This window comes from Aromatoleum toluolicum, assembly GCF_012911005.2.
GTDB lineage: Bacteria > Pseudomonadota > Gammaproteobacteria > Burkholderiales > Rhodocyclaceae > Aromatoleum > Aromatoleum toluolicum.
In genome coordinates, this window is record NZ_WTVS01000017.1 from 64445 (window position 1) to 86865 (window position 22421).

The 22421-nt window shown below is 60.0% G+C and carries 15 protein-coding genes and 3 pseudogenes; 16 read left to right on the plus strand and 2 right to left on the minus strand.

The features are described 5' to 3' along the window. The first annotated feature begins 57 nt into the window (after window positions 1-57). The 9 genes and pseudogenes from GPA27_RS10005 to GPA27_RS10045 all read left to right on the plus strand — a co-directional run bounded on the left by GPA27_RS10005 (window position 58) and on the right by GPA27_RS10045 (window position 10808). Complete coding sequence (locus GPA27_RS10005; protein ID WP_169140042.1) at window positions 58-1458, plus strand: carbonic anhydrase; 1401 nt, start codon at window positions 58-60, stop codon at window positions 1456-1458. 194 nt (window positions 1459-1652) lie between these two features. Beyond that, window positions 1653-2300: a TetR/AcrR family transcriptional regulator gene (locus GPA27_RS10010; protein ID WP_169140044.1), complete on the plus strand. Its 648-nt coding sequence runs from the start codon at window positions 1653-1655 to the stop codon at window positions 2298-2300. Then, window positions 2297-3391 carry an efflux RND transporter periplasmic adaptor subunit gene (locus GPA27_RS10015; protein WP_169140046.1) on the plus strand — a complete coding sequence of 365 codons (1095 nt, stop codon included), beginning with the start codon at window positions 2297-2299 and terminating at the stop codon, window positions 3389-3391. The genes GPA27_RS10010 and GPA27_RS10015 overlap by 4 nt, the downstream gene beginning before the upstream one ends. Further along, entirely contained in the window at window positions 3388-6603 is a 3216-nt protein-coding gene (locus GPA27_RS10020) for an efflux RND transporter permease subunit (RefSeq protein ID WP_169140048.1), read from the plus strand. Before GPA27_RS10015 ends, GPA27_RS10020 begins: the two co-directional genes overlap by 4 nt. Window positions 6604-6670: 67 nt before the next feature. Beyond that, on the plus strand, window positions 6671-7324 hold the full coding sequence (locus GPA27_RS10025) for a protein-L-isoaspartate O-methyltransferase family protein (protein WP_169140050.1): 654 nt from the start codon (window positions 6671-6673) through the stop codon (window positions 7322-7324). A gap of 11 nt (window positions 7325-7335) precedes the next feature. Then, window positions 7336-7659 carry a rhodanese-like domain-containing protein gene (locus GPA27_RS10030; RefSeq protein WP_169140052.1) on the plus strand — a complete coding sequence of 108 codons (324 nt, stop codon included), beginning with the start codon at window positions 7336-7338 and terminating at the stop codon, window positions 7657-7659. A gap of 30 nt (window positions 7660-7689) precedes the next feature. Further along, complete coding sequence (locus GPA27_RS10035; protein ID WP_169140054.1) at window positions 7690-9006, plus strand: TolC family outer membrane protein; 1317 nt, start codon at window positions 7690-7692, stop codon at window positions 9004-9006. Window positions 9007-9119: 113 nt separating this feature from the next. Then, window positions 9120-9729 (plus strand): annotated as a pseudogene (locus tag GPA27_RS10040) (IS3 family transposase); the annotation flags it as partial. A 42-nt stretch (window positions 9730-9771) separates the two neighbouring features. Next, window positions 9772-10808 (plus strand): annotated as a pseudogene (locus tag GPA27_RS10045) (IS5 family transposase). 177 nt (window positions 10809-10985) lie between these two features. Here GPA27_RS10045 and GPA27_RS10050 read toward each other — a convergent pair. After that, the gene (locus GPA27_RS10050) at window positions 10986-12194 is read right to left on the minus strand and encodes an acyltransferase family protein (protein WP_308446328.1); all 1209 of its coding nucleotides are present in this window, start codon (window positions 12192-12194) and stop codon (window positions 10986-10988) included. Here GPA27_RS10050 and GPA27_RS10055 point away from each other — a divergent pair. Then, a pseudogene (locus GPA27_RS10055) lies at window positions 12142-12338 on the plus strand (ISAs1 family transposase); the annotation flags it as partial. The gene GPA27_RS10050 and the pseudogene GPA27_RS10055 sit on opposite strands and share 53 nt — an antisense overlap. A 448-nt stretch (window positions 12339-12786) precedes the next feature. On the opposite strand, the gene waaA reads toward GPA27_RS10055, so the two are convergent. Then, the gene (gene waaA / locus GPA27_RS10060) at window positions 12787-14049 is read right to left on the minus strand and encodes a lipid IV(A) 3-deoxy-D-manno-octulosonic acid transferase (protein ID WP_169140058.1); all 1263 of its coding nucleotides are present in this window, start codon (window positions 14047-14049) and stop codon (window positions 12787-12789) included. Window positions 14050-14251: 202 nt separating this feature from the next. Between waaA and GPA27_RS10065 the strand changes: the two genes are divergently transcribed. The 6 genes from GPA27_RS10065 to wbjC all read left to right on the plus strand — a co-directional run bounded on the left by GPA27_RS10065 (window position 14252) and on the right by wbjC (window position 22420). Continuing rightward, entirely contained in the window at window positions 14252-15259 is a 1008-nt protein-coding gene (locus GPA27_RS10065) for an NAD-dependent epimerase (protein ID WP_169140060.1), read from the plus strand. A 520-nt stretch (window positions 15260-15779) separates the two neighbouring features. Further along, on the plus strand, window positions 15780-17120 hold the full coding sequence (locus tag GPA27_RS10070; RefSeq protein ID WP_169140062.1) for an MATE family efflux transporter: 1341 nt from the start codon (window positions 15780-15782) through the stop codon (window positions 17118-17120). Window positions 17121-17281: 161 nt separating this feature from the next. Then, a complete protein-coding gene (locus tag GPA27_RS10075) occupies window positions 17282-18889 on the plus strand; it encodes a hypothetical protein (RefSeq protein WP_169140064.1) in 1608 nt (535 codons plus the stop codon). A gap of 161 nt (window positions 18890-19050) precedes the next feature. Beyond that, window positions 19051-20271 carry a glycosyltransferase gene (locus GPA27_RS10080; RefSeq protein WP_169140066.1) on the plus strand — a complete coding sequence of 407 codons (1221 nt, stop codon included), beginning with the start codon at window positions 19051-19053 and terminating at the stop codon, window positions 20269-20271. Next, on the plus strand, window positions 20258-21298 hold the full coding sequence (locus GPA27_RS10085) for a polysaccharide biosynthesis protein (RefSeq protein ID WP_169140068.1): 1041 nt from the start codon (window positions 20258-20260) through the stop codon (window positions 21296-21298). Before GPA27_RS10080 ends, GPA27_RS10085 begins: the two co-directional genes overlap by 14 nt. A 3-nt stretch (window positions 21299-21301) precedes the next feature. Continuing rightward, entirely contained in the window at window positions 21302-22420 is a 1119-nt protein-coding gene (gene wbjC, locus GPA27_RS10090; protein WP_169140070.1) for a UDP-2-acetamido-2,6-beta-L-arabino-hexul-4-ose reductase, read from the plus strand. Window position 22421: the final 1 nt, after the last annotated feature.

Below are 22421 nucleotides of genomic sequence, written 5' to 3' on the forward strand. Positions count from 1 at the left end.
AGGATCCGGCCGTGGCCGGGTCCGGTCAGCATCGTCTTACCTGTCTTCCCGTCCGCCATGACTGCTCGCTTTCCCGTCCGTTGCGCACTGCTCGCAGCCCTGCTGCTGCCGGGTGTCGTCTCGGCCGAGCAGACCTGGGATATGGTCGTGCGCGACCGCGAGCGCACGGTCGAGATCGACCGTTCCAGCGTGATCCAGTCCGACGGCGGGCAGAAGGTCGCGTGGGCGCGCATCGTGCTCTCGCCCGAACGTGCCGCGATCGAGGGCTATGCGTCGGTGAAGGCGATGAACCGCTACGACTGCTACAACCGCAGCTTCTTCACGCTCAAGCGCGTGTACATGGACGAGCGCCACGTCGTCCTGCGCGAGGAGGGCGGCCTCGACGAGAGTCCGGTGCTGGCGGCACGCAACAGCGTGGACGAACGCCTGTGGCAGGAAGTGTGCAAACCCCCCTCGGTCTCCGATCTGAAGAAGATTGCGCGCGACGTGACGGCGATCGCCGAGGCGATGAACGCCGATGCCGGCATCACCCCGCTGGTCCCGTTGAGCCGTTCGGCCGCCGTGCCGACCGATGCCCCGGCACGCGAGACCGAGCGCATCGCGCGCCATGCGCGGAGCAGCGCACCGGCACCCGGGGCGCAATCCGCACCCGCGGAATCCTCGCCGTCCGGGAAGAGAGCGCCGTCGCCGCGCCGCGGTTCGGCTACTGCCAGCGAGACGGTCGCCTCGCTCGCGTCCACGCCGTCCCGCGTGCCGTCCGTCCCCGACTTCGCGTGGCGGCGTCCGGAGTGGAGTTATGAAGGCGACACGGGGCCCGACAAGTGGGCCTCGCTGCGCCCGGAATGGGCCGTCTGCGCCCAGGGCAAGCGCCAGTCGCCGATAGACTTGCGCAATGGCATCGCGGTCGACCTCGAAGCGCCGCGCTTCGACTACCGCGAAACCGGCTTCCGCATCGCCGATACCGGCCGCACGCTGCGCGTGCACGTGGGGGCAGGCCTGGGCGTCGTGCTGCGCGGCCAGCGCTACGAGCTCGAGTTCTTCGAATTCCACCGTCCCTCGGTCGAGCGCGTCGGCGGCCAGGCGTCCGACATGGTCGTGCATTTCCACCACCGCGCCGCCGCCGGCAACATCGCGGTCGTCGCCGTGCTGCTCGAAAGTGGCGACCGTCCGCACTCGCTGATCCAGACCCTGTGGAACAACCTGCCGCTGGAGCGCGGCACGGACTACACGCCCACGGTAACGATAGACCCGGCGGGCCTGTTGCCCGCGTCGTCGGCGCACTACCTCTTCATGGGCTCGCTCGAATCCCCGCCGTGCACCGAAGGCGTGCTGTGGGCGGTAATGAAGGAGCCACTCCACCTCTCGTCCGAACAACTCGCGATCTTCGCCCGCCTCTACGCCCGCAACGGCCGCCCGATCCAGCCGCACAACGGCCGGCTGATCCTCGAGTCGCGCTGAGCACGCTGCCAGCCCCTCCCGTCCGCTGCACGGCCCTCCCGCGCCTGCGGCCTGTACCCACTCCCTCCTTTCCTGTCTTGCGCTTCGGGGTTTTGACGTCTAAATTACTGACCAGTCAGTAATTAAATAGCCGGTCGTCCCGCCGCGCGCTGCGTGGTTCGCAGGTCGATCCCGGCTCGACCGATGGAAGGAAGATGGCCGAGACTCGCCCCGCGCCGCGCCGACGCCGCAAGGAAGCCCGTCCCCAGGAACTGACCGCCGCCGCGCTGTCGCTCTTCGTCGAGAAGGGCTTCGCCGCGACACGGCTCGATGACATCGCCGAACGCGCCGGTGTTTCCAAGGGCACGCTGTACCTCTATTTCGACAGCAAGGACGCGCTGTTCAAGGCCGTCATCCAGGAAGGCATCGTCCCGGCGCTGCACGCGGGCGAAGTGCTTCTCGACGAGTACGATGATCCGCTGGCGCTGCTGCGCGCGATCCTGCTGGGCTGGTGGGAGCGCATCGGCAGCACCGAGCTGGGCGGCATCCCGAAGCTGATGATGTCCGAAGCGCGCAACTTCCCCGATGTTGCCGTCTATTACCAGCAGGAAGTCATACAGCGCGGCACCGCGCTCCTGCGCAAGGCGGTCGCGCGCGGCATCGAGCGCGGCGTCTTTCGCAAAGTCGATCCCGAAGCGATCTGCAGCGTCCTGATCGCTCCGCTCGTCTATCGGGCGATGTGGCGGCACTCCTTCGGCCCCTGCTGCGGCCAGGAAACCGACGTGGCGCAGTACCTGCACACCTATTTCGATCTGGTCCTGAACGGCTTGCTGGCCCCGGCGCCAGGCGGAGATGCGCAATGAAGACAACACTTGCAGGCGTCGTCCTGACCGCCCTGCTTGCCGGATGTTCCGGCCCTGCGCCGGTCGAGAAGCCTCCGCGGGCGGTGCTGGTGCGCACCATTGGCAGCGGTGCCGCGGAGCCTCAGCTGCGCGTATACACCGGTGAGGTGCGTGCGCGCCACGAGGCCGACATCGGATTCCGCATCGCCGGCAAGCTCGTCGAGCGCAACGTGGACGTCGGCGCGCGCGTGCGGCCGGGGGCGGTGCTCGCGCGCCTCGACCCGCAGGATGTGAAGCTCGCCGAGCAGGCGGCCGCGGCACAGGTGTCGGCGGCGGAGGCCGATGTGGCGCTGGCGCGGGTGGAATTCGAGCGGGTGCAGAATCTGCACGCACGCAATTTCGTCAGCGCCTCGGCGCTGGACGGCCGGCGTACCGCCCTGCAGGCGGCCGAAGCGCGGCTGCGCCAGGCCCGCGCGCAGCGCGCCACGGCCGGCAACCAGGCCGGCTACGCGGCCCTGACCGTTGCCGATGAGGGCGTGGTCACGGCCGCTCCCGCCGAAGTCGGGCAGGTCGTCGCGGCCGGCCAGCCGGTGCTGCGCGTGGCACGCCCCGACCAGTGCGAGGTGCTGATCCACGTACCGGAAAGCCGCCTCGCCGATCTGAAGACGGGTTCGCCCGCTGCCGTGCGTGCGTGGGCGCATCCGGCACGCACCTACGTCGCGGCGGTGCGCGAAATCGCCCCCGCGGCCGATGCCGCGACCCGTTCCTACGCCGTGCGAGTGAGCGTTGCGGATGCCGATGACGCGTTGCCGCTCGGCGCCACGGCGAGCGTCGCGTTTACGGAATCCGGCGATGCGGCGCACACGGTCCTGCCCCTCGCCGCAGTGACCCGCGTCGATGGCCGCGCGACCGTCTGGGTCGTCGACGAGGCCTCGCGCCTCGCGCCGCTCGCGGTGGACACGGCGGCATTCCGCGAGGACGGCGTCGTGGTCGTCGGCGGGCTGCCGGCGGGCTCGCGCGTCGTGGTGACGGGCGTGCATCGCCTCGTCGCCGGGGAAACCGTGCGCGCGGTCGATGAAGTCGCCCCGGTGGCGCTGGATGCACGCAAATGACGACCCCGCGCGAGTCCGACGAAGGGCGCTTCAACATCTCCGCCTGGGGGCTGCGACACCAGACTCTGGTGCTCTACTTCATGGCCGTGCTTGCCATCATCGGCCTGTATTCCTATTCCCGGCTCGGCCAGTCGGAGGACCCGCCCTTCACGTTCAAGGTGATGGTGATCCGCACCGAGTGGCCCGGCTCCGCCGCCGAGGAGGTCGCACGCCAGGTCACCGACAAGATCGAGAAGAAGCTGCAGGAGGTCGCCCAGGTCGACGTGCTGCGCAGCTTCTCGCGCCCTGGAGAGTCGATGGTGTTCTTCATCGTGAAGGACTCCACTCCGGCGCGCGACATGCCCGAAGTGTGGTACCAGGTGCGCAAGAAGATCGGCGACATCCGTCATACCCTGCCGCAGGGCACAGCCGGCCCGTTCTTCAATGATGAATTCGGCGACACCTACGGCAACATCTTCGCGCTGGTCGGAGAAGGCCTCGACTACGCCGCGCTCAAGCGCTATGCCGAGGCGATCCGCAGCGAACTCCTGCACGTGCCGGACGTCGCCAAGGTCAGCCTTTTCGGCGAGCAACCCGAACGCGTGTATATCGAACTCTCGAACACCAAGCTCGCGACCTTCGGCCTCTCGGTGCGCGACATCGCCGGTGCGCTCGCGGGGCAGAACGCCACTGCCGGCGCCGGATTCTTCGACACCCGCGACGAACGCGTGTGGCTGCGCCCGAGCGGCGCGTTCGAGGACCTCGACGCCATCCGCGACACCGTCATCCGCGCACAGGGCCGCAGCTTCCGCCTCGGCGACGTGGCCGAGGTGCGTCGCGGCTTCGCCGACCCGCCGCGCGAACGCCTGCGCTTCAAGGGCGAGGACGCGCTCGGTATCGGCGTGTCGATGCGCGCAGGCGGCGACATCATCGCGCTCGGCCGCCATCTCGATGCGGTCATCGCGCGGATCGATGCGCAACTGCCGGTCGGCGTGCGCCTCGAGCGTGTCGCCGACCAGCCGCGCGCGGTGACCCGCTCCGTCGGCGAATTCGTCCAGGTGCTCGTCGAAGCCGTTGTCATCGTCATGGCGGTGAGCCTGCTCTCGCTCGGCCTGCGAACCGGCGTCGTCGTGCTCGTGATCATTCCGGTCGTGCTCGCGATCACCTTCCTGTTCATGAACATCCTGGCCATCGGCCTGCACAAGATCTCGCTCGGCGCGCTGATCCTCGCGCTAGGCCTGCTCGTCGACGACGCGATCATCGCCGTGGAGATGATGGCGACGAAGATGGAGCAGGGCTGGGAACGTGCGAAGGCCGCGAGCGCCGCCTACGTCACGACGGCGATGCCGATGCTCTCCGGGACGCTCGTGACCGCGGCGGGCTTCCTGCCGATCGCGACCGCCGCGTCGTCGACCGGCGAATACACGCGCTCGATCTTCCAGGTCACGGTTATCGCGCTGCTCGTGTCCTGGGTCGCGGCGGTGCTCTTCGTTCCCTGGCTCGGATACCACCTCCTGCCGGACTTCCACGCCCAGCGCGGCAAGCCCTCGGTGCTCGCGCGTCTCGTCGGCCGCCTCTCGCCGCGACTCGGGGCGCGCCTCGCCGAACGCGCCACCCATGCGCATGAACTGCACGACGAATACGCGATCTACCACACCCGCTTCTACACGCGCCTGCGCGCGCTGGTCGACGCCTGCGTCGCGCACCGCTGGATCGTCATCGCGCTGACCCTGTTCGTCTTTGCCGCGTCGCTCGTCGCGTTCGGGCGCTTCGTGCCACAGCAGTTCTTTCCGGATTCGACCCGCCCCGAACTGCTCGTCGATCTGCGCCTGCCCGAGGGCGCCTCGCATCAGGCCTCCGAGCGCGCAGTCCGACGACTGGAAACCTTTCTGGATCAGCAGCAGGGTATCGAGAACTACGTCGCATGGGTCGGCGGCGGCAGTCCGCGTTTCTACCTGCCGCTCGACCAGCAGCTCCCGCAGACGAGCTTCGCTCAGTTCGTGATCCTCACCGACGGCCCGGCGGCGCGCGAGGCCTTGCGCACGCGGCTGATCGCGCTTTTCGACGAGGCCCCGGCCGAACTCATCGGCGTCGTCAACCGGCTGGAGAACGGCCCGCCGGTTGGCTTTCCGGTGCAGTATCGCGTCAGCGGCCAGGATCTCGACGAACTGCGCCGCATCGCGCACGAGGTCGCGGCGAAGCTGCGCACCCACCCCCAGCTCTCCAACGTGCATCTCGACTGGGAGGAGCCCTCCAAGCGCGTACGCCTCAAGATCGACCAGGATAAGGCGCGGCTCCTCGGCCTGACGACACAGGACATTGCGACCCTGCTCAACACCTCCGTGCAGGGCTTCGCCGTCACGCAGTTCCGTGAAGGTCCCGAGACGATCGACGTGATGCTGCGCGGCGCCGAAGCCGAGCGCGTGCATCTGGGCCTGTTGCCGGACCTCGCGATCCCGGTCGGTGGCGGCCGCAGCGTCTCGCTCGCCCAGGTCGCGACGGCCGAATACGGGTTCGAGCAGGGCGTCGTCTGGCGCCGCAACCGCATCCCAACGGTCACTGTCCGCGCGAACCTGTACGGCGGCGTGCAACCGGCCGTCGTCGTCGCAGACCTCGCCCCGCAGATCGCGTCGATCGAAGCCGGGCTGCCGCTGGGCTACCGCGTCGAGGTGGGCGGCTCGGTCGAAGAGAGCGCCAAGGGCGGCAAGTCGGTCGCGGCGGGCCTGCCGTTGTTCCTCATCGCGGTGCTCACTGTGCTCATGCTGCAGCTGCAGAGCTTCTCGCTCGTCGCGATGGTGCTCCTCACCGCGCCCCTCGGGATGATCGGCGTCACCGTCTTCCTCCTCGCCTTCGGCAAACCCTTCGGCTTCGTCGCCATGCTCGGCACGATCGCGCTCTCCGGCATGATCATGCGCAACTCGGTGATCCTCGTCGACCAGATCCGCCAGGACCGCGAGCACGGCCGCAGCGCGTGGGATGCCATCGTCGAATCGACCGTGCGCCGCTTCCGCCCCATCATGCTCACGGCCGCCGCCGCGATCCTCGCGATGATCCCGCTGTCGCGCAGCGCCTTCTTCGGGCCGATGGCGGTCGCCATCATGGGCGGCCTCACCGTCGCCACCGTCCTCACCCTGATCTTCCTGCCCGCGCTGTATGCCGCGTGGTACCGCGTGCGCCGCGAACCCCAGAAAACCGGGGAAGACGGGCCGCCTGCAGTGCAGCAAGTGCGCTAAAATGCAAAAGTTTACTTATCGCGCACTAAATTAGCGTGTGCTAATATTTGCACAGGAAGCCAATGCCATGAACTTCGAACGCGCCCGCTTCAACATGGTCGAGCAGCAGATCCGCCCCTGGGATGTGCTGGATATGGACGTCCTCGACCTCCTGATGACGGTCAAGCGCGAGGAATTCGTTCCTCCCGCCCACAAGACGCTTGCCTTCGCGGACGTCGAGATTCCCATCGGCTACGGCCAGATCATGCTCAAGCCCGTCATCGAGGGCCGCATCCTGCAGGCGCTGCCGCTCAAGCGTTCGGACTCGGTGCTCGAGATCGGCACCGGCTCCGGCTACTTCGCCGCACTGCTCGCCGCGCGCACCGACTGGGTCCGCTCGGTCGAGATCGAGCCCGAACTCGTCAAGTTCGCGACGGACAACCTGAATCGCGCGGGCGTCGAGAACGTCATCGTCGAGGAAGGCGACGCCGCCCGCGGCTGGAGCAGCCGTGCCCCCTACGACGTCATCGTCGTCTCGGGCGGTCTGCCGGTCGTGCCGCAAAGCCTGCTCGACCAGCTCAAGGTCGGCGGCCGCATGTTCGCCTTCGTCGGCGCGGCGCCGGTCATGGAAGCGCGCCTGATCACGCGCGTCTCGGAAGACCAGTACCAGACCGAAGACGTGCTCGAAACCGTCGTCCCGCTGCTGAAGAACGTACAGCGCGGGGACGAATTCCGCTTCTGAGGAGCCCCTGCATGCGACAGATCACCGCCACCGAACTCGCCGAACGCCTTGCCGCCCCCCAGGGCGACCAGCCCCTCCTGCTCGACGTGCGCGAGCCGGGCGAATTCGCGATCTGTCGCATCGAAGGCTCGCTGCTGATGCCGATGGCCACGGTGCCGGCGCGCCAGACCGAGCTCGATCCCGACGATGAGATCGTCGTCATCTGCCATCACGGCGGCCGCAGCGCGCAGGTGTGCATGTTCCTCGAGCGCCAGGGCTTCTCCAAGGTCATCAACCTTGCCGGCGGGGTCGCCGCCTGGGCTACCCAGGTCGACCCGACCATGCCGCAGTACTGACACCACAGCGAATTGCCCCCGGAGAAGCCGATGAAGCGCGCAATCGCCCTGAGTCTTGCAACCCTTTTTTCGGCCAGCGCCTGGTCGACCGACCTCCTGCAGGTCTATCGCGACGCGCTCGCCAACGACGCGCGCTTCGCCGCCGCCCGTGCCCAGTACGAAGCGGGCCAGGAACGTGTCGTACAGGGTCGGGCCGGGCTCCTGCCGACCATCGGCGCCAATGCGAACACCACCTGGAATGACGTCGACACGCATACCCGGGTCTTCGGTACGCGCGAATACAACAGCAACGGCTACGGCGTGCAACTCACGCAGCCGTTGTTCCGCTGGCAGAACTGGATCCAGTACAAGCAGGGCGAACTGCAGACCGCGCTTGCCGAAGTTCAGCTCGGACAGGCGCGCCACGACCTGATCCTGCGCGTCGCGCAAGCCTATTTCGACGTCCTCAACGCCCAGGACGCCCTCGCCGCGCAGTCCCAACTGAAAAAGGCGGCCGCCGAGCAGCTCGAGCTCGGCAAGGCCAGCTTCGAAGTCGGCACCGTCACGATCACCGACGTGCATGAAGCCCAGTCGCGCTTCGACCTCGCCTCGGCGCAGGAAATCGCCGCGCAAAACGAACTGGATGTACGCCGCCAGACGCTCGTCCAGATCGTCGGCAAGGACCCGTCGCCGCTCGCCGGTCTGCGGCAGGGCCTTTCCCTGTCCCGCCCGCAGCCCGACGACATCGCAGAATGGGCGGCAGCCGCAGAGCAGGGCAGCTACGCAGTGCAGGCGCAGCAGCTCGCGCGTGAAATCGCCGCGCGCGAAGTCGAGCGCAACCGCGCCGGCCACTACCCCACCCTCGACGTCGTCGCCGCCCGCAGCCACAGCAGCGCAGGCTTCAGCTCCAGCGCCGCCGCAGGCGGCTCGACGCGCACCGACGCCAACACCGTCGGCCTGCAGCTCAACGTCCCGATCTTCGCCGGTGGTGCCGTCTCCTCGCGCGAACGCGAAGCTGCGGCCCTCAAGCTCAAGGCCGACGCCGACCTCGACGACGCCCGCCGTTCCGCTGCGCTCGCAGCGCGCCAAGCCTACCTCGGCGTAACCAGCGGCATGGCGCAGGTCAAAGCCCTCGAAGCCGCCCAGGTCTCATCGACCTCCGCCCTCGAAGCCAACCGGCTCGGCTACGAAGTCGGCGTGCGCATCAACATCGACGTCCTCAACGCCCAGTCCCAACTCGCCGACACCCAACGCCAGCTCGCCCGCGCCCGCTACGACACCATCCTCGCCCAACTGCGCCTGAAGGCTGCCGCCGGCACTCTCGGCGAAGAAGACGTCCAGCTCATCGACACGCTGCTGGCGAAGTGATTCGGGAAATTGAGCTTCCCTATGAATTTCGTCTTCCAACGCAGTCGTCGTATGATCGACGCAACTACAAGAAGAACGACGTGAAACGCATCCCGAAGCAGGAGTAAACGGACCGGGCGCGGCACAAGCGGCGTTAAAAGGCGACTCCGGACTCCAAGCACAGACGGTCCGTGGCACCGAATGTGCGGAATTGCCATTTCGCGCCTGACGTCTTGAATAGTGTGTGGACGGGCGATATCACCTACATCGCCACCGCCGAGGGCTGGCTGTATCTGATAGTCGTGATCGATGTGTTCAACCGCGAGGTGGTCGGCTGGTCGATCAAGCCGCGGATGACGACCGACTTGGTCCTCGATGCACTGTCAATGGCGTGGTTCCGCCATCTTCCGAACCAGGGGGGGGCTGTTTCATTCCGATCGAGGAAGCCGGTATTCCCGTCATGCTTGCCAGGCCCGCTTGGCCACATACGGCATGTGCGGATCGCTGTCGCGCAAGGGCAGCTGCTGGGACAACGCCCCGACCGAGAGTTTCTTCAACAGTCTCAAGAATGAGCGGGTTCATGGCGTGTGCTACGCGACTCGTAACGAGGTTACGAGCGATCTGTTCCAATACATCGCCGTGTTCTACAACCGGAATCGCCGCCACTCCGCCTTGGGATATTTTTCACCGACTACGTTCCTGCAGAACTGGATCGAACGAAAGAATCAGCAAGAAATGGCAGCACCTCAAGCTTCCGGGCGCCGATCTTTTCCATGTTTGATCCATATTAATCCGCGTAGCGCCGTGAAGACCGACCTGTTCGCTGACGAACACCGCCGCAAGATGATCGACTCGCTGAGCGACCCACTGGTCGAGATCGAGCCGCACATCGACTTTGCTGCCTTGGCGGCGGAGGTTGATCGGGTGGCGCCTCGTCCGATGAGTCCGCAGGGCGGACGTGCGCCGTACCCGACCGAGACGATGGTGCGCATTCTGCTGTTGAAGCGTCTGTACAACCTCTCGGATGAGCAGATGGAGTACCAGTTGCTCGACCGCTTGAGCTACAAGCGCCTCTGCGGACTGACGAACGCGACGAACGTCCCCGACTGCACCACCGTGTGGACCTTCGAGAACCGGATCGGTGAAGCAGGCGCGAAGGCTCTGTTCGAGGGGCGTCTCGGCCCAGTTGCTCCAGAAGGGGTTCATCGCGCGCGGCGGCCAGATTATCGACGCCACGCGGGTTCCCGCGCCCAAGCAGCACAACAGGCGCGGCGAGAAAGAACTGATCGAGCAAGGCGCGATGCCCACCGATTGGAAGCCAGCGTAGCGGCGCCAGAAGGAAGCCGACGCGACCTGGACGACGAAGGACGGCAAAAGTCAGTTCGGCTACAAGCTGTCGAGCAATGTCGACAAGAAGTACAAGATCATCCGCCGGATCGAGACCGACACCGCCTCCACGCACGACAGCCAGCACTTTGACAACTCTTCGACACAAGCAACACGAGCCGTGATGTCTATGCCGATTGGGCTACCCGTCGGAGGAGCGCGAAGTCTGACTGAAGGAGAACGGCTTCCGAAACCAGATTCAGCGGAAGGGCAAACGCAATAAGCCGCTGTGCGAGTGCCAGCAGCGACGCAACAAACGTATCGCCAAGACGTGTACGCGGCTCGAGCATGTGTTCGGAGCCATCGAGCAGATGGGCGGCAAGCTGCTACGCACCATCGGTCATGCGCGGGCCAACTTTGCGATGACGATGATGGCAGCCTGCTACAACCTGAAGCGGCTGGTCTATTGCATGGAGGCCGGAATCGAGGCCTTCTGACGCCCGAAATAGGCCGAATCGCCGATGTCCGGGGCGATTCGAGGTAAAAACGAGGCAACACCGCCGGCAATGGCGGTGATTTGCCAGAGAAATTGAACCGAATTCGGTCGCAGTCACCATTTCTCGGCAGGGTTCACTGAAAACCTTGGGTTATTCGAGGTGCTCAGTTCTAATAAGCTACGTTTTTGAGGCGGCCAAATTGCGCCACCCCCCTGCTTTTGCCAGTCGCATTGTTGGTTTTTCCACAAACGCATGAATAGCAAGTGCAGCAATGTACGCTGATATTGATGCCAAGATGATCGCGAGATAAGCTCCCGATCCAATGTCCACCAAAATGTACATTATGGCATAGCCAAACAAGGCGTGAACCACATAGAGCGGGTAGCTAATGTCTGAGAAATGAGATATCAGGGCATTCTTTCCTATCTTCTCTCGCAAGGCAAAGCAAGTATGAAAAACAGCGATTGCCAACAAATAGCCCGTCATCCACTGCATCGTATAATTTGCGGTTTTTGCAACAAAAACCCAAAGAACAAAAATTAATAGAAAAACTACAACTTCGATGACAAAGATCTCTTTTATCGAGATGCGTTCTTTTAGAAAAGAAAAGTACGCAATGCCTAGTACTAATAACAATCCAGATGCAATTTGTACTCCAATAAGATAATTGTCGCTAGCCAGATAGAATGAGCAAGAAAGTGCAATTAAACATGCCAATCCTGAGAATTTTTTGGCATCAAAACTCAAAATCAATGAGCCGAAAATAGCCATCGAAATATAAAAGTATAACTCCACTTCAAGCGTCCAGCTAATCCCGTCAATGCGTCCAACTCCAAGCGGGCCTCTCGTAATTACGCCAAAATGTGCAACAATGTCTTTAATGGAATATTTGAATAAAGAATCGGTGAAATGCGAAAGTGTAAGGATCGATAAAATAACGAGACAAAATCCAACTATGTATACTGGATATATACGAATGGCGCGCCGGACGAGAAAGGTTCCCTTGCTTGAGTTTTCCAGCGAAAACGGAATAACGAATCCGCTCAATATAAAGAAAACTCCCACTCCAAGTTGGCCGAAAACAATGCAATAATCCGCAATTAAACGAAGAGGCAAATGCAACTTCGGAAAGTTTACTATAACCGGAGCGCCCAGTAGGCTAGAAATATCGGGGTGCATAATCCAAAATATGCCGATGTAGTGCGATATGAGTACAAGAATTGCCCCCACTCCCCGGAGGAGATGGGCGAATAAGATTCTATCTGACATATTTTGCATAGTATTGGAGGTGCATTGAGATATATTAAATACTATCATTTGCAGTGAGCGCTGAGTGGTCGAGAACGGCATCCCGTCGCACGTTACTTTCGCGTGCGTGACTGCCATGCCCGATCCACGCGAGTTCGAAGCGGAATTTCGGCCTTGGGTCGGCATGGTGATTCCGGCGCAGGCAGCGATCAGCTCGTAGCCATCGATGGCAAGTCCAGTCGTCGCTCAACGAACAAAGCGAAGTCGACCCGGTTGCACCTGGACTTGCGCGTTCGCGACCGCCCAAGTTTCTCAGGCCGCCAGTGATTTTGGGGGTCGCTGGGTCGCCCTCATCCGCTTCATCTTGGCCGACCATCAGGCCGAGCGCTTCAGCTACTGCGTCGACGAGGCCGCGATAGATTGGGCTGAACGCTTCGATGGAAAGCGAATGCTGCCGACATCGAGGGCGGCTTTCGCATCCTGAAGAGGGGTCTTAAGCTGCCGCGCTGCCTTTGGAAGCACGGCGCGACAATCGGCGAGGATGCCCAAAACGGCATCAGCAAGACTACCGTGGAACAATTGACCTCTTCGCTGTCCTGAATCTCCTAATCAAAAAAACGCCCTGTCGTGCGATTATCGTCTGTCACGCACGAGACAAATATGCCGCCTATGTCTTCAACTGCGGACTTGCGAGGCTCAGCCCGAACGGTAGCTTGTGACCAGGTTACCATCACCCCCGGTTCAGCCTCTCCACGATCTCCATCGTCCGCGCCGTCGCCCCGCGATGAGCGGTCGCAAACCGCTTTCCGGCCGCACCGACCGCCTCGCGTGCCACCGCGTCTCCCAGCAGCCCGACCGCCGTTCGCATTCCCTCATCGATGTCACCGGCCCGACGCGCCGCGCCCGCGGCGATCGCCAGATCGGCAATCTGGGCAAAGTTGAACGTATGCGGCCCCAGCACCACCGGCGTACCCACCGCGCACGCCTCGATCAGGTTCTGTCCCCCGAAAGGCAGCCAGCTGCCACCAATCAGTGCGACGTCCGCTGCCGCGTAATACGCAAACATTTCGCCCATCGAATCGCCCAGCCACACGCGCGTGTCCGCAGCAACGGCGGCCTCGTCCGAGCGCCGTTGCAGCTTGAGCCCGCTCGCCGCCACAAGCCGCGCGACCTCGTCGAAACGCTGCGGGTGCCGCGGGACGATAGCGAGTAGCGCATCATCCGGCGCCTGCGCCCGGAACGCCTCGAGCATCATCGCCTCCTCGCCCTCCCGCGTGCTTGCCGCGAGAAGTACCCGGCGCCCGCCGAAGCGCTCGCGGAACCTCGCCCCAAGCGCGAGCAGCGCATCCGGCGGCGCAATGTCGAACTTGATGTTGCCCGTCACCCTAACTCCCTCGGCTCCCAACTCGCCGAGCCGCCGCGCATCCGCTTCCGTCTGCGCGCCGATGGCCGCCAGCGCTCCCAGCGTCATGCGCGTCAGGGTGGGCCAGCGCGCATAGCGCCGCGCAGAACGCTCCGAAAGCCGCGCATTCGCGAGCAGCACTGGCACTCCGACTGCGCGACAGCTCGCGAGCAGCGTCGGCCACAGCTCGGTCTCCATCACGATACCGACGCGCGGGCGGAAGTGCGCGAGGAAGCGCCGGCACGGCAGCCCCAGGTCGTACGGCAGGTAACATCGCAGCACACCGGCTTCCCCCCCGAACAGCCTCTCGGAGGTTTCGCGCCCCGTCGGCGTCATGTGCGTCAGCAGCACCCGTTGATCCGGCCAGCGTGCGAGCAGTGCGCGCACCAGCGGCTCCGCCGCCCGCGTTTCCCCCACGGACACCGCATGCACCCAGATCACCGGCAGCGGCGCCCGGCCCGCATAACGTCCGAAGCGCTCGCCCAGATGTCTCAGGTAGGCCGGCTGCCGCCGCGCGCGCCACACGAGGCGCAACAGGACGAAGGGCAGGGCGCACAGCCAAAGCAGGGTATAAGGCAGTCGGACAAGCATCGAAGGTCGGGTTCGGACGGACCCGGAAGTATATCGCCCGCCGCACGGCAGGACCGCCCGGCTACTGAACGAGGGGCAACCACGCACCCCATCCATTCCCGCTGCATGTCGATCAGGGCGAACCCTAACTTTCTGTAACGAAGGTGCCCTCCGCGCATGCGATAATTCGCGGTCAAAATTCCCACAAACGGTCGTACTCCGTATGAAAATCCTCGTAACCGGCGCCGCCGGATTCATCGGCATGCATACCAGCGAGGTGCTCCTCGCACGCGGCGACGAAGTCGTCGGCCTCGACAACCTCAATGACTACTACGACCCGCAGCTCAAACACGACCGCCTTGCGCGCCTCACTCAGCATCCTGCCTTTCGCTTCGTCAAGCTCGACGTCGCCGACCGCGCCGGCATGGAGCGCCTCTTCGCCGAGGAAAGTTTCGACCGCGTCATCCACCTCGCCGCCCAGGCCGGCGTGCGCTACTCACTGCAGAACCCGCACGCCTACGTCGACAGCAACCTCGTCGGCTTCATCAACATCCTCGAAGGCTGCCGCCACAACAAGGTCCAGCACCTCGTCTACGCCAGCAGCTCCAGCGTCTACGGCGGCAACGCCAAGATGCCCTTCTCAGAACACGACAGCGTCGACCACCCCGTAAGCCTCTACGCCGCCACCAAGAAGGCCAACGAGCTGATGGCCCACACCTACAGCCACCTCTACGGCCTGCCCACCACCGGCCTGCGCTTCTTCACGGTGTATGGCCCCTGGGGGCGCCCGGACATGGCCCTATTTCTCTTCACGAAGGCCATCCTCGAAGGGCGCCCGATCGACGTCTTTAACCACGGCAAGATGAAGCGCGACTTCACCTACATCGACGACATCGTTCAGGGCGTCATTCGCACCCTTGACCGCACAGCCGAACCGGATCCCGCGTTCAATCCCCTCCAGCCCGACCCGGGCCGTAGCTCGGCCCCGTACCGGGTCTTCAATATTGGCAATCACGATCCCGTCGAGCTCATGAGCTTCATCGAAGCGATCGAGGACGCTGTCGGCGCAAGGGCCGAGAAGAACTTTCTGCCGATGCAGGACGGCGATGTTCCTGCCACGTACGCAGATACGGCCGAGCTCAACGCGTGCACCGGTTTCGTGCCCGCAACGAGCGTGCGGGACGGAGTATGGCGGTTTGTGAGATGGTATCGCGCATACCACGGAATGTGAGTACTTCACGTTCTATTACTTTCGTGCAGTATCCCGAGTGCGTGTTGCGGTGCGATAATCCCAAGATTTATGCAGGACAAAGTTTCCCGTGTCTGTGCGTTCGAGATGGCCAATCGTTGTCGAAAGGGATGCGGCCTGTTTGAGTTGCACCGTACGAGTCCGGTCGGGGCGAATAGGCGGCGCGACGTTGTCGGGTCCGTATTCTCGTCGCGAGTGAATCGCTCGGCGAGCGTGCGTAGCCAAATGGGAATGATTATCTGTTGCTCCGACCAAGGTCTCACCGTATTTTGTGTAACCCACCATGAGTCATTAGTAAGGTCCGTAGGTTTCAATATGCGCGGCCTTGCGGCTGGGGCGGGAATCGTCGATGTTACGTGATGTACTGCCAAGCGGGGATGGAATTGGATAGTTCGACGATTATGGTGTAAGCGGTGACGATGGAGTAAGTCAGACTGTGATTAGTGCGAGGGTATTTCTGCGTGACATCGTTGCATATGTTCCAATAAAAGTATTACCAGCGGTGAGCATCTTCACCCTGGCACTGTACCTAATTCGGAGCCTTCCGAGTGAGGGTTATTTCTACTATTCGACTGGTCTATCAATAGCTTTAATCTCACTTCAGCTGTTCAGCGGATGGCTGGCTCCCTCTATCGTGTTTTTCCTGCCGGTCTCCACAAATCAAAAAGAATTTATTGCGGATAGCATTCTACTCGCCTGCGTGTTGGGAATGCTGGGGGGTGGAAGTGGATTCGTGGCTTCGTTGCTTGTGATCTCAGACATCTACGGCGCTTGTACAGTAGGGCTAATCTGCGTGAGTCAATCAATATATGTGACCCTGAACGCAGTCTTTCAAGCTGACAGAAAAGTCATTCCTCAGCTTGGTATGTCATTATTATTCAGTATTGTTCTTCCAATAACAGCGTATTTTTCTCTAGATGCATTCGAGTCCGACTATCGGTTGGCATTGCTCGCCTTTGCCGCGAGTTACTTCGTTGCTTCTCTCGCGGCAATGCTCATTTGTCTTAGAGGTGGTCTATTCTCGTGGACAATAAACTTGAGTCCGCGAGCAATTGAAAATCTGCTCGTTATTGTTCGTTATGGAGCTCCGCTCAGCTTATGGGCTGTTGCAATGCTTCTTATGAGTTCGGGAGAAAAACTATTCCTTCAGAGTACGCCGCAGAATAGCGCCTATCTGTCAGCAAAAGACCTATTAATTGGCGCTGCTAGCCTGCTCTCCATGCCCGTTATTATGGCTGCTCAGCCATTAATATTTCGAGCGCATCGAGATGGTCGCGATTATGTAGCTCTATTAATGACGTGCACAAGATTAACTTCAGTCATTTTCGGTGGCTTCTGGTGTTTGGTGGAGTTTTACGGCGCAAGAATGGTGCTCCACTATACTCAGAAAGATCTATCGTCGATTCTTAATGAAGTATCGATTGCGTACTTCGCAATATACTGCTCCTGTTTGGCGATATACTTCCAAAAGCCGTTCGAAATTAAATCGCATACGCAAGAGCTTGCGAAAATATCAATAAGCGTCGCTGCATCCGCACTGTTGGCATTTTTGTTGTTCTCGGAAGAGTACGGGGCCTTGGGGGCGGCTGCGATTTTTCTGGTGGCCCAGATAGTCTATATATTAGTGCTTATCGTGCGCGCAAATTTGCCGATCTCGATTCTTATTCAGCCTGTGGTCGTAATTGTCTGCACAATTGTTGTTGGTAATGTTCTTTTTGAAGCGTCGATGCTTGTTGTCGGGGGGTATGGTGAGGTAATCGGCGCAATGGTTTGGATTTCATTGTACGCGCTCTGTTTGTGCTTATGGGTATATACAATTCTACGGCAAATGCAAAAGACGTGACCGGGCAATTTCGCGCGGCCTTTGTCTGCGCACTTGAGGCTTGAGGCGCATATTTAGCAGTTGACTCTGATTATGGCCGCTTAAGAAATTGCCAACGTCGGCTGCACGTCGGGGTTGATGAAGGGTCTGTGCTTGGGAATCAATCTCCGGCAGAGACAGTGATGCAGATGGTACGGTCGAGACAATCGAAGCAAGTAGCAGTCTGGCGATTATTTCAAGAAAACATGAAAACAAATCATAGTGAGAAAGAAGAAAAAGGGGGTGAGTTGGTGATTAATCGAGACGCCTTTAGGTCGTGGGTTTCAGAGAATCTCGCGCCGGTCACGTTTCTTTTAGCGTACTTTCTAACCGTCGTTGTTGGGAACCTATTTTTTCTGTCCTCATCCTGGCGGGTGAGCCTGCAATCGGCAAGCTATACAGCAGCGATTCTACAGTTTGACACTTTGTTCAGCGCAGGATTTTGGGCCTTGCTCTTTGCGCCATTTCTTGTCACCCCGGTGGTAGTCAAGACTGTGCGGCTTACTATGAGCAGACGCGTGTGCAGAATCGCGGCATGGATTCCTGAATTTCAAAGATTTGATTACGCGGTTGTTACTGCAGCTTGCTTGCTGTATGTGTACCTATCGTTGTGGCGCGCAGATGCGTTCGCGCTGTTCGCACGCGGTGCCGATGCCGTTTCGTCTGTTGAAGCTCGATTTCTAATACTAGGACAAATGAGTTTTGTCGCGAAGGTCGTTCTGATGTCGCTGCTTTCATACCTCTCAATCTACCCTTTGGTGAGATGGATGCGAACAGGCGAAATGTTCTGGGCGGTTGCGATGGTATTCAATGTGGTCATTGTGTCTGTTTTTCTGACCGTGATAAACATGAAATGGCCAATTTTGATCTTCTATGCTGGCCTAATCCTGTCGGTGTTCGTCTATGCCAAGAAGAGGGTATACCTTAAGGTCGCTATTGGGTCCGTATTTCTGATCTCCGCCTACCTACTGATTTCGACATACGTTTTTCGCCTTTCACCAGTTAATCCGGCGTCTATAACCATTCCGCCGAAAGCAGAATCCGCTATCTCTGCTGCGGAGGGGGGAAAGGCAAGTCAAGGTGTGGCGCAAATTCAAGGTAGCCGTGATATTCCTTCTGGCGCAACAGATCTTGCCAGATCATTAACGGACGAATCAGGGAAGCGAAGTCAAGACTATCAACCGGCGGCACTTAAGATGGTGGAAACAGCCTTCGAAAAGGCCCCATGGCTTATTTCAACTGCTGTCAACCGAATGGCTGTAATTTATCCGTACTATTATCAAGTTTTTACAAATGAGGGCGCGGTCTGCGGCGGCGTTGTTGAGCAGGCGCGAATCGGGCAAGTCTGTCGCCCGAGTACCTATATATATAAACGGATGTTCCAGAATGACAGATTTTCCGGCATTGGCACTTCTCCCGCATCGGTTCACGTTTCTGGATACGCGCTTGGCGGATGGCCTGTCGCGCTCTTTGCTCTCGTGGCTGCCTCGGTAATTCTTGGATTGTTCTCCTGCCTTCCTCTGGACGAAAGTTCAAGCGTAGGGGCGTTGGGAGTTGTCGGGGCGATTGCTGGTTATCACTTTTCACAGCTGCCGGGAGAGGGGCCGTTGATCTATGATCATGGCATTGCATGGACGATTCTTGCGCTAGCGTTGTATGCCGGCTTGCGTGTCCTTGGTGCAATTGTAGCTAAACGTTTGAATTATCGAGAGGCTGCGAAGCGCGTCACTGACGATGTCCGAGGAAATTAAGACTGCTTTCCTCCTATGAACAGGAGGGCAATGCGAAGTCTCGTCGACTTCGCTCGGGGTTTCGTGGTGTTCGCAGGTATCTGAAGCAAACTGGCAGTTTTGTGCGTAGATACGACCGTGTTTTGTGCTTGGTTTGTTTCCTGTAACTGCAAGGGGAGATTGTGAGATTCAATTTGGTGATGCTCGGCTTTCTTGTTGAGTCGACGTACTTTGGAGAGCGCACGAAGTCGGATCATTTTCCGCAAGTGGCAGCTAGGAAGTTTGAGTTTGGTTTCTTGAATGGCTTTGTTGACAATAATATTGGGGTTAAGGTCCTCGGTTTTTTTCCGTCATCTACTTATCCTCGCAACAGGTTCATTCTGTACGGATATCGAACTTGGTTGTATCGCTCTGTAGTTTGTACGACCCTGCCGTTTATTAATCTTCCAGGTCTAAAGCTATTAACCCGCCTCGCCTCTTCTTTCATTGGCCTCGTTAGCTGCATCTTTCGCGGCGTACGCTCTCAGGCGATTTGTGTTTATTCGGCGCATAGTCCGTTTTTGCTGTCAGCGAGAATCAGCAAAATGTTATTTGGGATTCCGTACTATGTTGTTATTCCGGACTTGCCGGAGCTTATGGATGTAGGGGTGCAGCGCGGTTTGTTTCGAAAGGCGCTAAAGAGCATAGATAAATATTTGATTCGATATTTGGTTTCGAAATCAAACGGGATCTGTACTGTTACGGAGTTCATTTCGCGTGACATTTCCGCGTGGAGGATGCTTCCAGCGGTTACCGTAGAGGGGATTGCACCTGAAGTTCCGGCGGGTGGCAACGTGGATTCGATTCCGCGCGGGGGAAAACCCTATTTTCTTTACTCCGGCGGTCTAAACGAAGCTTATGGTGTCAAGACGCTTGTTAGCGCCTTCCTTGCCAGCAACTTGGATGCTGAGCTGTGGCTTTGCGGATCTGGGCCATTGTCGGGGTTTATTGACGAATGCTCGGCTAAGGATCGTCGTATCCGAAATCTTGGGTTTCTCAATCAGGATGAGCTTCTTCGTGCTCAAAGAGGGGCAGCTGCGCTCTTAATAACGAGGGCGCCTGATGAGCACTACGTTCGGTATTCGTTCCCGTCGAAGCTGCTTGAGTATATGGCGACAGGTGTTCCAGTTCTTACTACTCGGCTTCCAGGAATTCCTGTTGAGTATTTTGATTACGTCGATGTTATTGACGGTGTGTCAGAGTTCGAGATTGTTGATGCGTTGCGGAAGCACCTCAATCTCGATACAAAATCGAGAGAAGAGAAAGGTAAAAAGGCGCTAGACTTTGTAAGGGAATACAAGGCCGCGAAGGTAGCCGTTTTGCCGCTATTGAAGATAATGGGGGTTAGTTATGATGAAATTTAGCGGACGTAGGTTGCTCATTACGGGTGGAACGGGTTCATTCGGTAATGCTGTTCTTAGGCGGTTTCTTGATTCTGATATCGGCGAAGTGAGAATCTTCTCGCGTGACGAGAAAAAACAAGACGATATGCGAAAGCGTTACGCCAACGACAAGATTAGGTTTTATATTGGTGACGTTAGGGATTATGATAGTGTCTTGAACGCTACGCGTGGAGTCGATTACATCTTTCATGCAGCGGCCCTCAAGCAGGTGCCTTCGTGCGAGTTCCACCCGATGGAGGCGGTGAAAACCAATATACTCGGTACCGAAAACGTTCTTGAGGCAGCGATTCAGAATGGTGTGCGTCGCGTTGTCTGCCTGAGTACGGACAAAGCTGTTTATCCGATCAACGCCATGGGTATATCCAAGGCGATGATGGAGAAGGTGATGGTGGCGAAGTCCCGGAATCTGGACGAGGCTCGAACGGTGATTTGTGGTACGCGATATGGCAACGTCATGGCGTCGCGCGGTTCGGTCATACCGCTTTTCGTCGATCAAATGCGCTCGGGCAGGCCGTTGACTATCACGGATCCGTCGATGACGCGTTTCATGATGTCGCTCGCGGATGCGGTTGATCTAGTTCTTTATGCCTTCGAGCACGGCAACAACGGCGACCTGTTTGTCCAGAAGGCACCGGCTGCGACGATCGAGACGTTGGCGAAGGCGCTCAGGGCTCTGCTCGACAAGCCCGATTATCCGATCGAGATTATAGGGACGCGGCATGGTGAGAAGCTCTACGAAGCGCTGCTGAGTCGGGAGGAGATGGCGTGCGCGGAAGATCGCGGCGAATACTACCGGGTTCCGCCGGACCTGCGCGATCTCAATTACACGAAGTTCGTCGAGCAAGGCGAAGAGCGAATTTCGCACACCGAGGATTACAACTCGCACAACACGGAGCGCCTTGACGTCGACGGAATGCAACGTTTGCTCCTTAAGCTGGACTTCATTCGCGGCCTGCAGCGCGGCGAATATGTGAGCCCCGAGGAGTAACCCATGAAGGTGCTTGTTACCGGAGCAGATGGTTTCGTCGCAAGGAACCTGATCGTCCATCTCGGCGAGCGCAAGGATGTGGAAATCGTCCCCTTCACGCGGCAGCATGACCTGTCGGCGCTGGAGTCCCTGGTGCGGGATGCGGATTTCGTTTTCCACCTCGCAGGGGTCAACCGTCCGAAGGATCCCGCGGAATTCCGGTCGGGAAATGCTGATCTGACACGAGTCCTTTGCGCGGCGATCTCGCAGTGCGGGCGCAAGGTTCCCGTGTTGTACACATCGTCGACCCAGGCCGAACTGGACAACGCATACGGCGTTAGCAAGCGGGGTGCTGAGCAAGCCCTCCTGGCCCTGAGCGAGGGTTCCGGATCGCCTGTTCATCTGTTCCGTCTTCCTAACGTGTTCGGGAAGTGGGCCCGACCGAACTACAACTCGGCTGTCGCCACCTTCTGTCATAACATCGCCAGAGACTTGCCGATCCAGATCAACGATCCTGCGGCGCGGATTTGCCTGGTCTATATCGATGACGTCGTCAGAAGCTTCGTGGACGTAATGGACGGACGGAGTGGAGGAAGTGGGTTTGCCGAGGTCCAGCCTCAATATGGAATTACGGTCGGCGAATTGGCGGACCAGTTGTATGCGTTCCGCGACAGCCGCAAGAGCCTGGTGACCGAGGCGGTCGGGACCGGGCTGACGCGGGCGCTGTACTCGACCTACCTGAGCTACCTGCCGCCGGAGCGTTTTACCTACGAAGTGCCCAAGTACGGTGACGCACGCGGCGTGTTCGTGGAGATGTTGAAGACGCGGGATTCCGGCCAGTTTTCGTTCTTCACCGCGCACCCCGGGGTGACGCGCGGTGGCCACTACCATCACTCGAAGACCGAAAAATTCCTGGTCATCAAGGGCAAGGCCTGTTTCCGATTCAGACAAGTTGTCACCGGGGAGTTTTACGAACTCTTTACCAACGGTGAACGTCCGGAGATTGTGGAAACCGTTCCTGGCTGGACGCACGACATCACCAACGTGGGTGACGACGAAATGGTCGTGATGCTTTGGGCCAACGAAATTTTCGATCGGGCACGTCCCGACACCTACGCGCGTCCCGTTGGCACCGCGGCCTGAC

Coding starts and splice junctions, on each gene's coding strand:
- GPA27_RS10025 (WP_169140050.1), top strand. CDS start 6,671: ATGAACTTCGAACGCGCCCGCTTCAACATGGTCGAGCAGCAGATCCGC.
- GPA27_RS10050 (WP_308446328.1), bottom strand. CDS start 12,194: ATGGCAGTCACGCACGCGAAAGTAACGTGCGACGGGATGCCGTTCTCG.
- GPA27_RS10075 (WP_169140064.1), top strand. CDS start 17,282: ATGCAGATGGTACGGTCGAGACAATCGAAGCAAGTAGCAGTCTGGCGA.
- GPA27_RS10065 (WP_169140060.1), top strand. CDS start 14,252: ATGAAAATCCTCGTAACCGGCGCCGCCGGATTCATCGGCATGCATACC.
- GPA27_RS10005 (WP_169140042.1), top strand. CDS start 58: ATGACTGCTCGCTTTCCCGTCCGTTGCGCACTGCTCGCAGCCCTGCTG.
- GPA27_RS10035 (WP_169140054.1), top strand. CDS start 7,690: ATGAAGCGCGCAATCGCCCTGAGTCTTGCAACCCTTTTTTCGGCCAGC.
- GPA27_RS10010 (WP_169140044.1), top strand. CDS start 1,653: ATGGCCGAGACTCGCCCCGCGCCGCGCCGACGCCGCAAGGAAGCCCGT.
- wbjC (WP_169140070.1), top strand. CDS start 21,302: ATGAAGGTGCTTGTTACCGGAGCAGATGGTTTCGTCGCAAGGAACCTG.
- GPA27_RS10030 (WP_169140052.1), top strand. CDS start 7,336: ATGCGACAGATCACCGCCACCGAACTCGCCGAACGCCTTGCCGCCCCC.
- GPA27_RS10085 (WP_169140068.1), top strand. CDS start 20,258: ATGATGAAATTTAGCGGACGTAGGTTGCTCATTACGGGTGGAACGGGT.
- GPA27_RS10015 (WP_169140046.1), top strand. CDS start 2,297: ATGAAGACAACACTTGCAGGCGTCGTCCTGACCGCCCTGCTTGCCGGA.
- GPA27_RS10020 (WP_169140048.1), top strand. CDS start 3,388: ATGACGACCCCGCGCGAGTCCGACGAAGGGCGCTTCAACATCTCCGCC.
- waaA (WP_169140058.1), bottom strand. CDS start 14,049: ATGCTTGTCCGACTGCCTTATACCCTGCTTTGGCTGTGCGCCCTGCCC.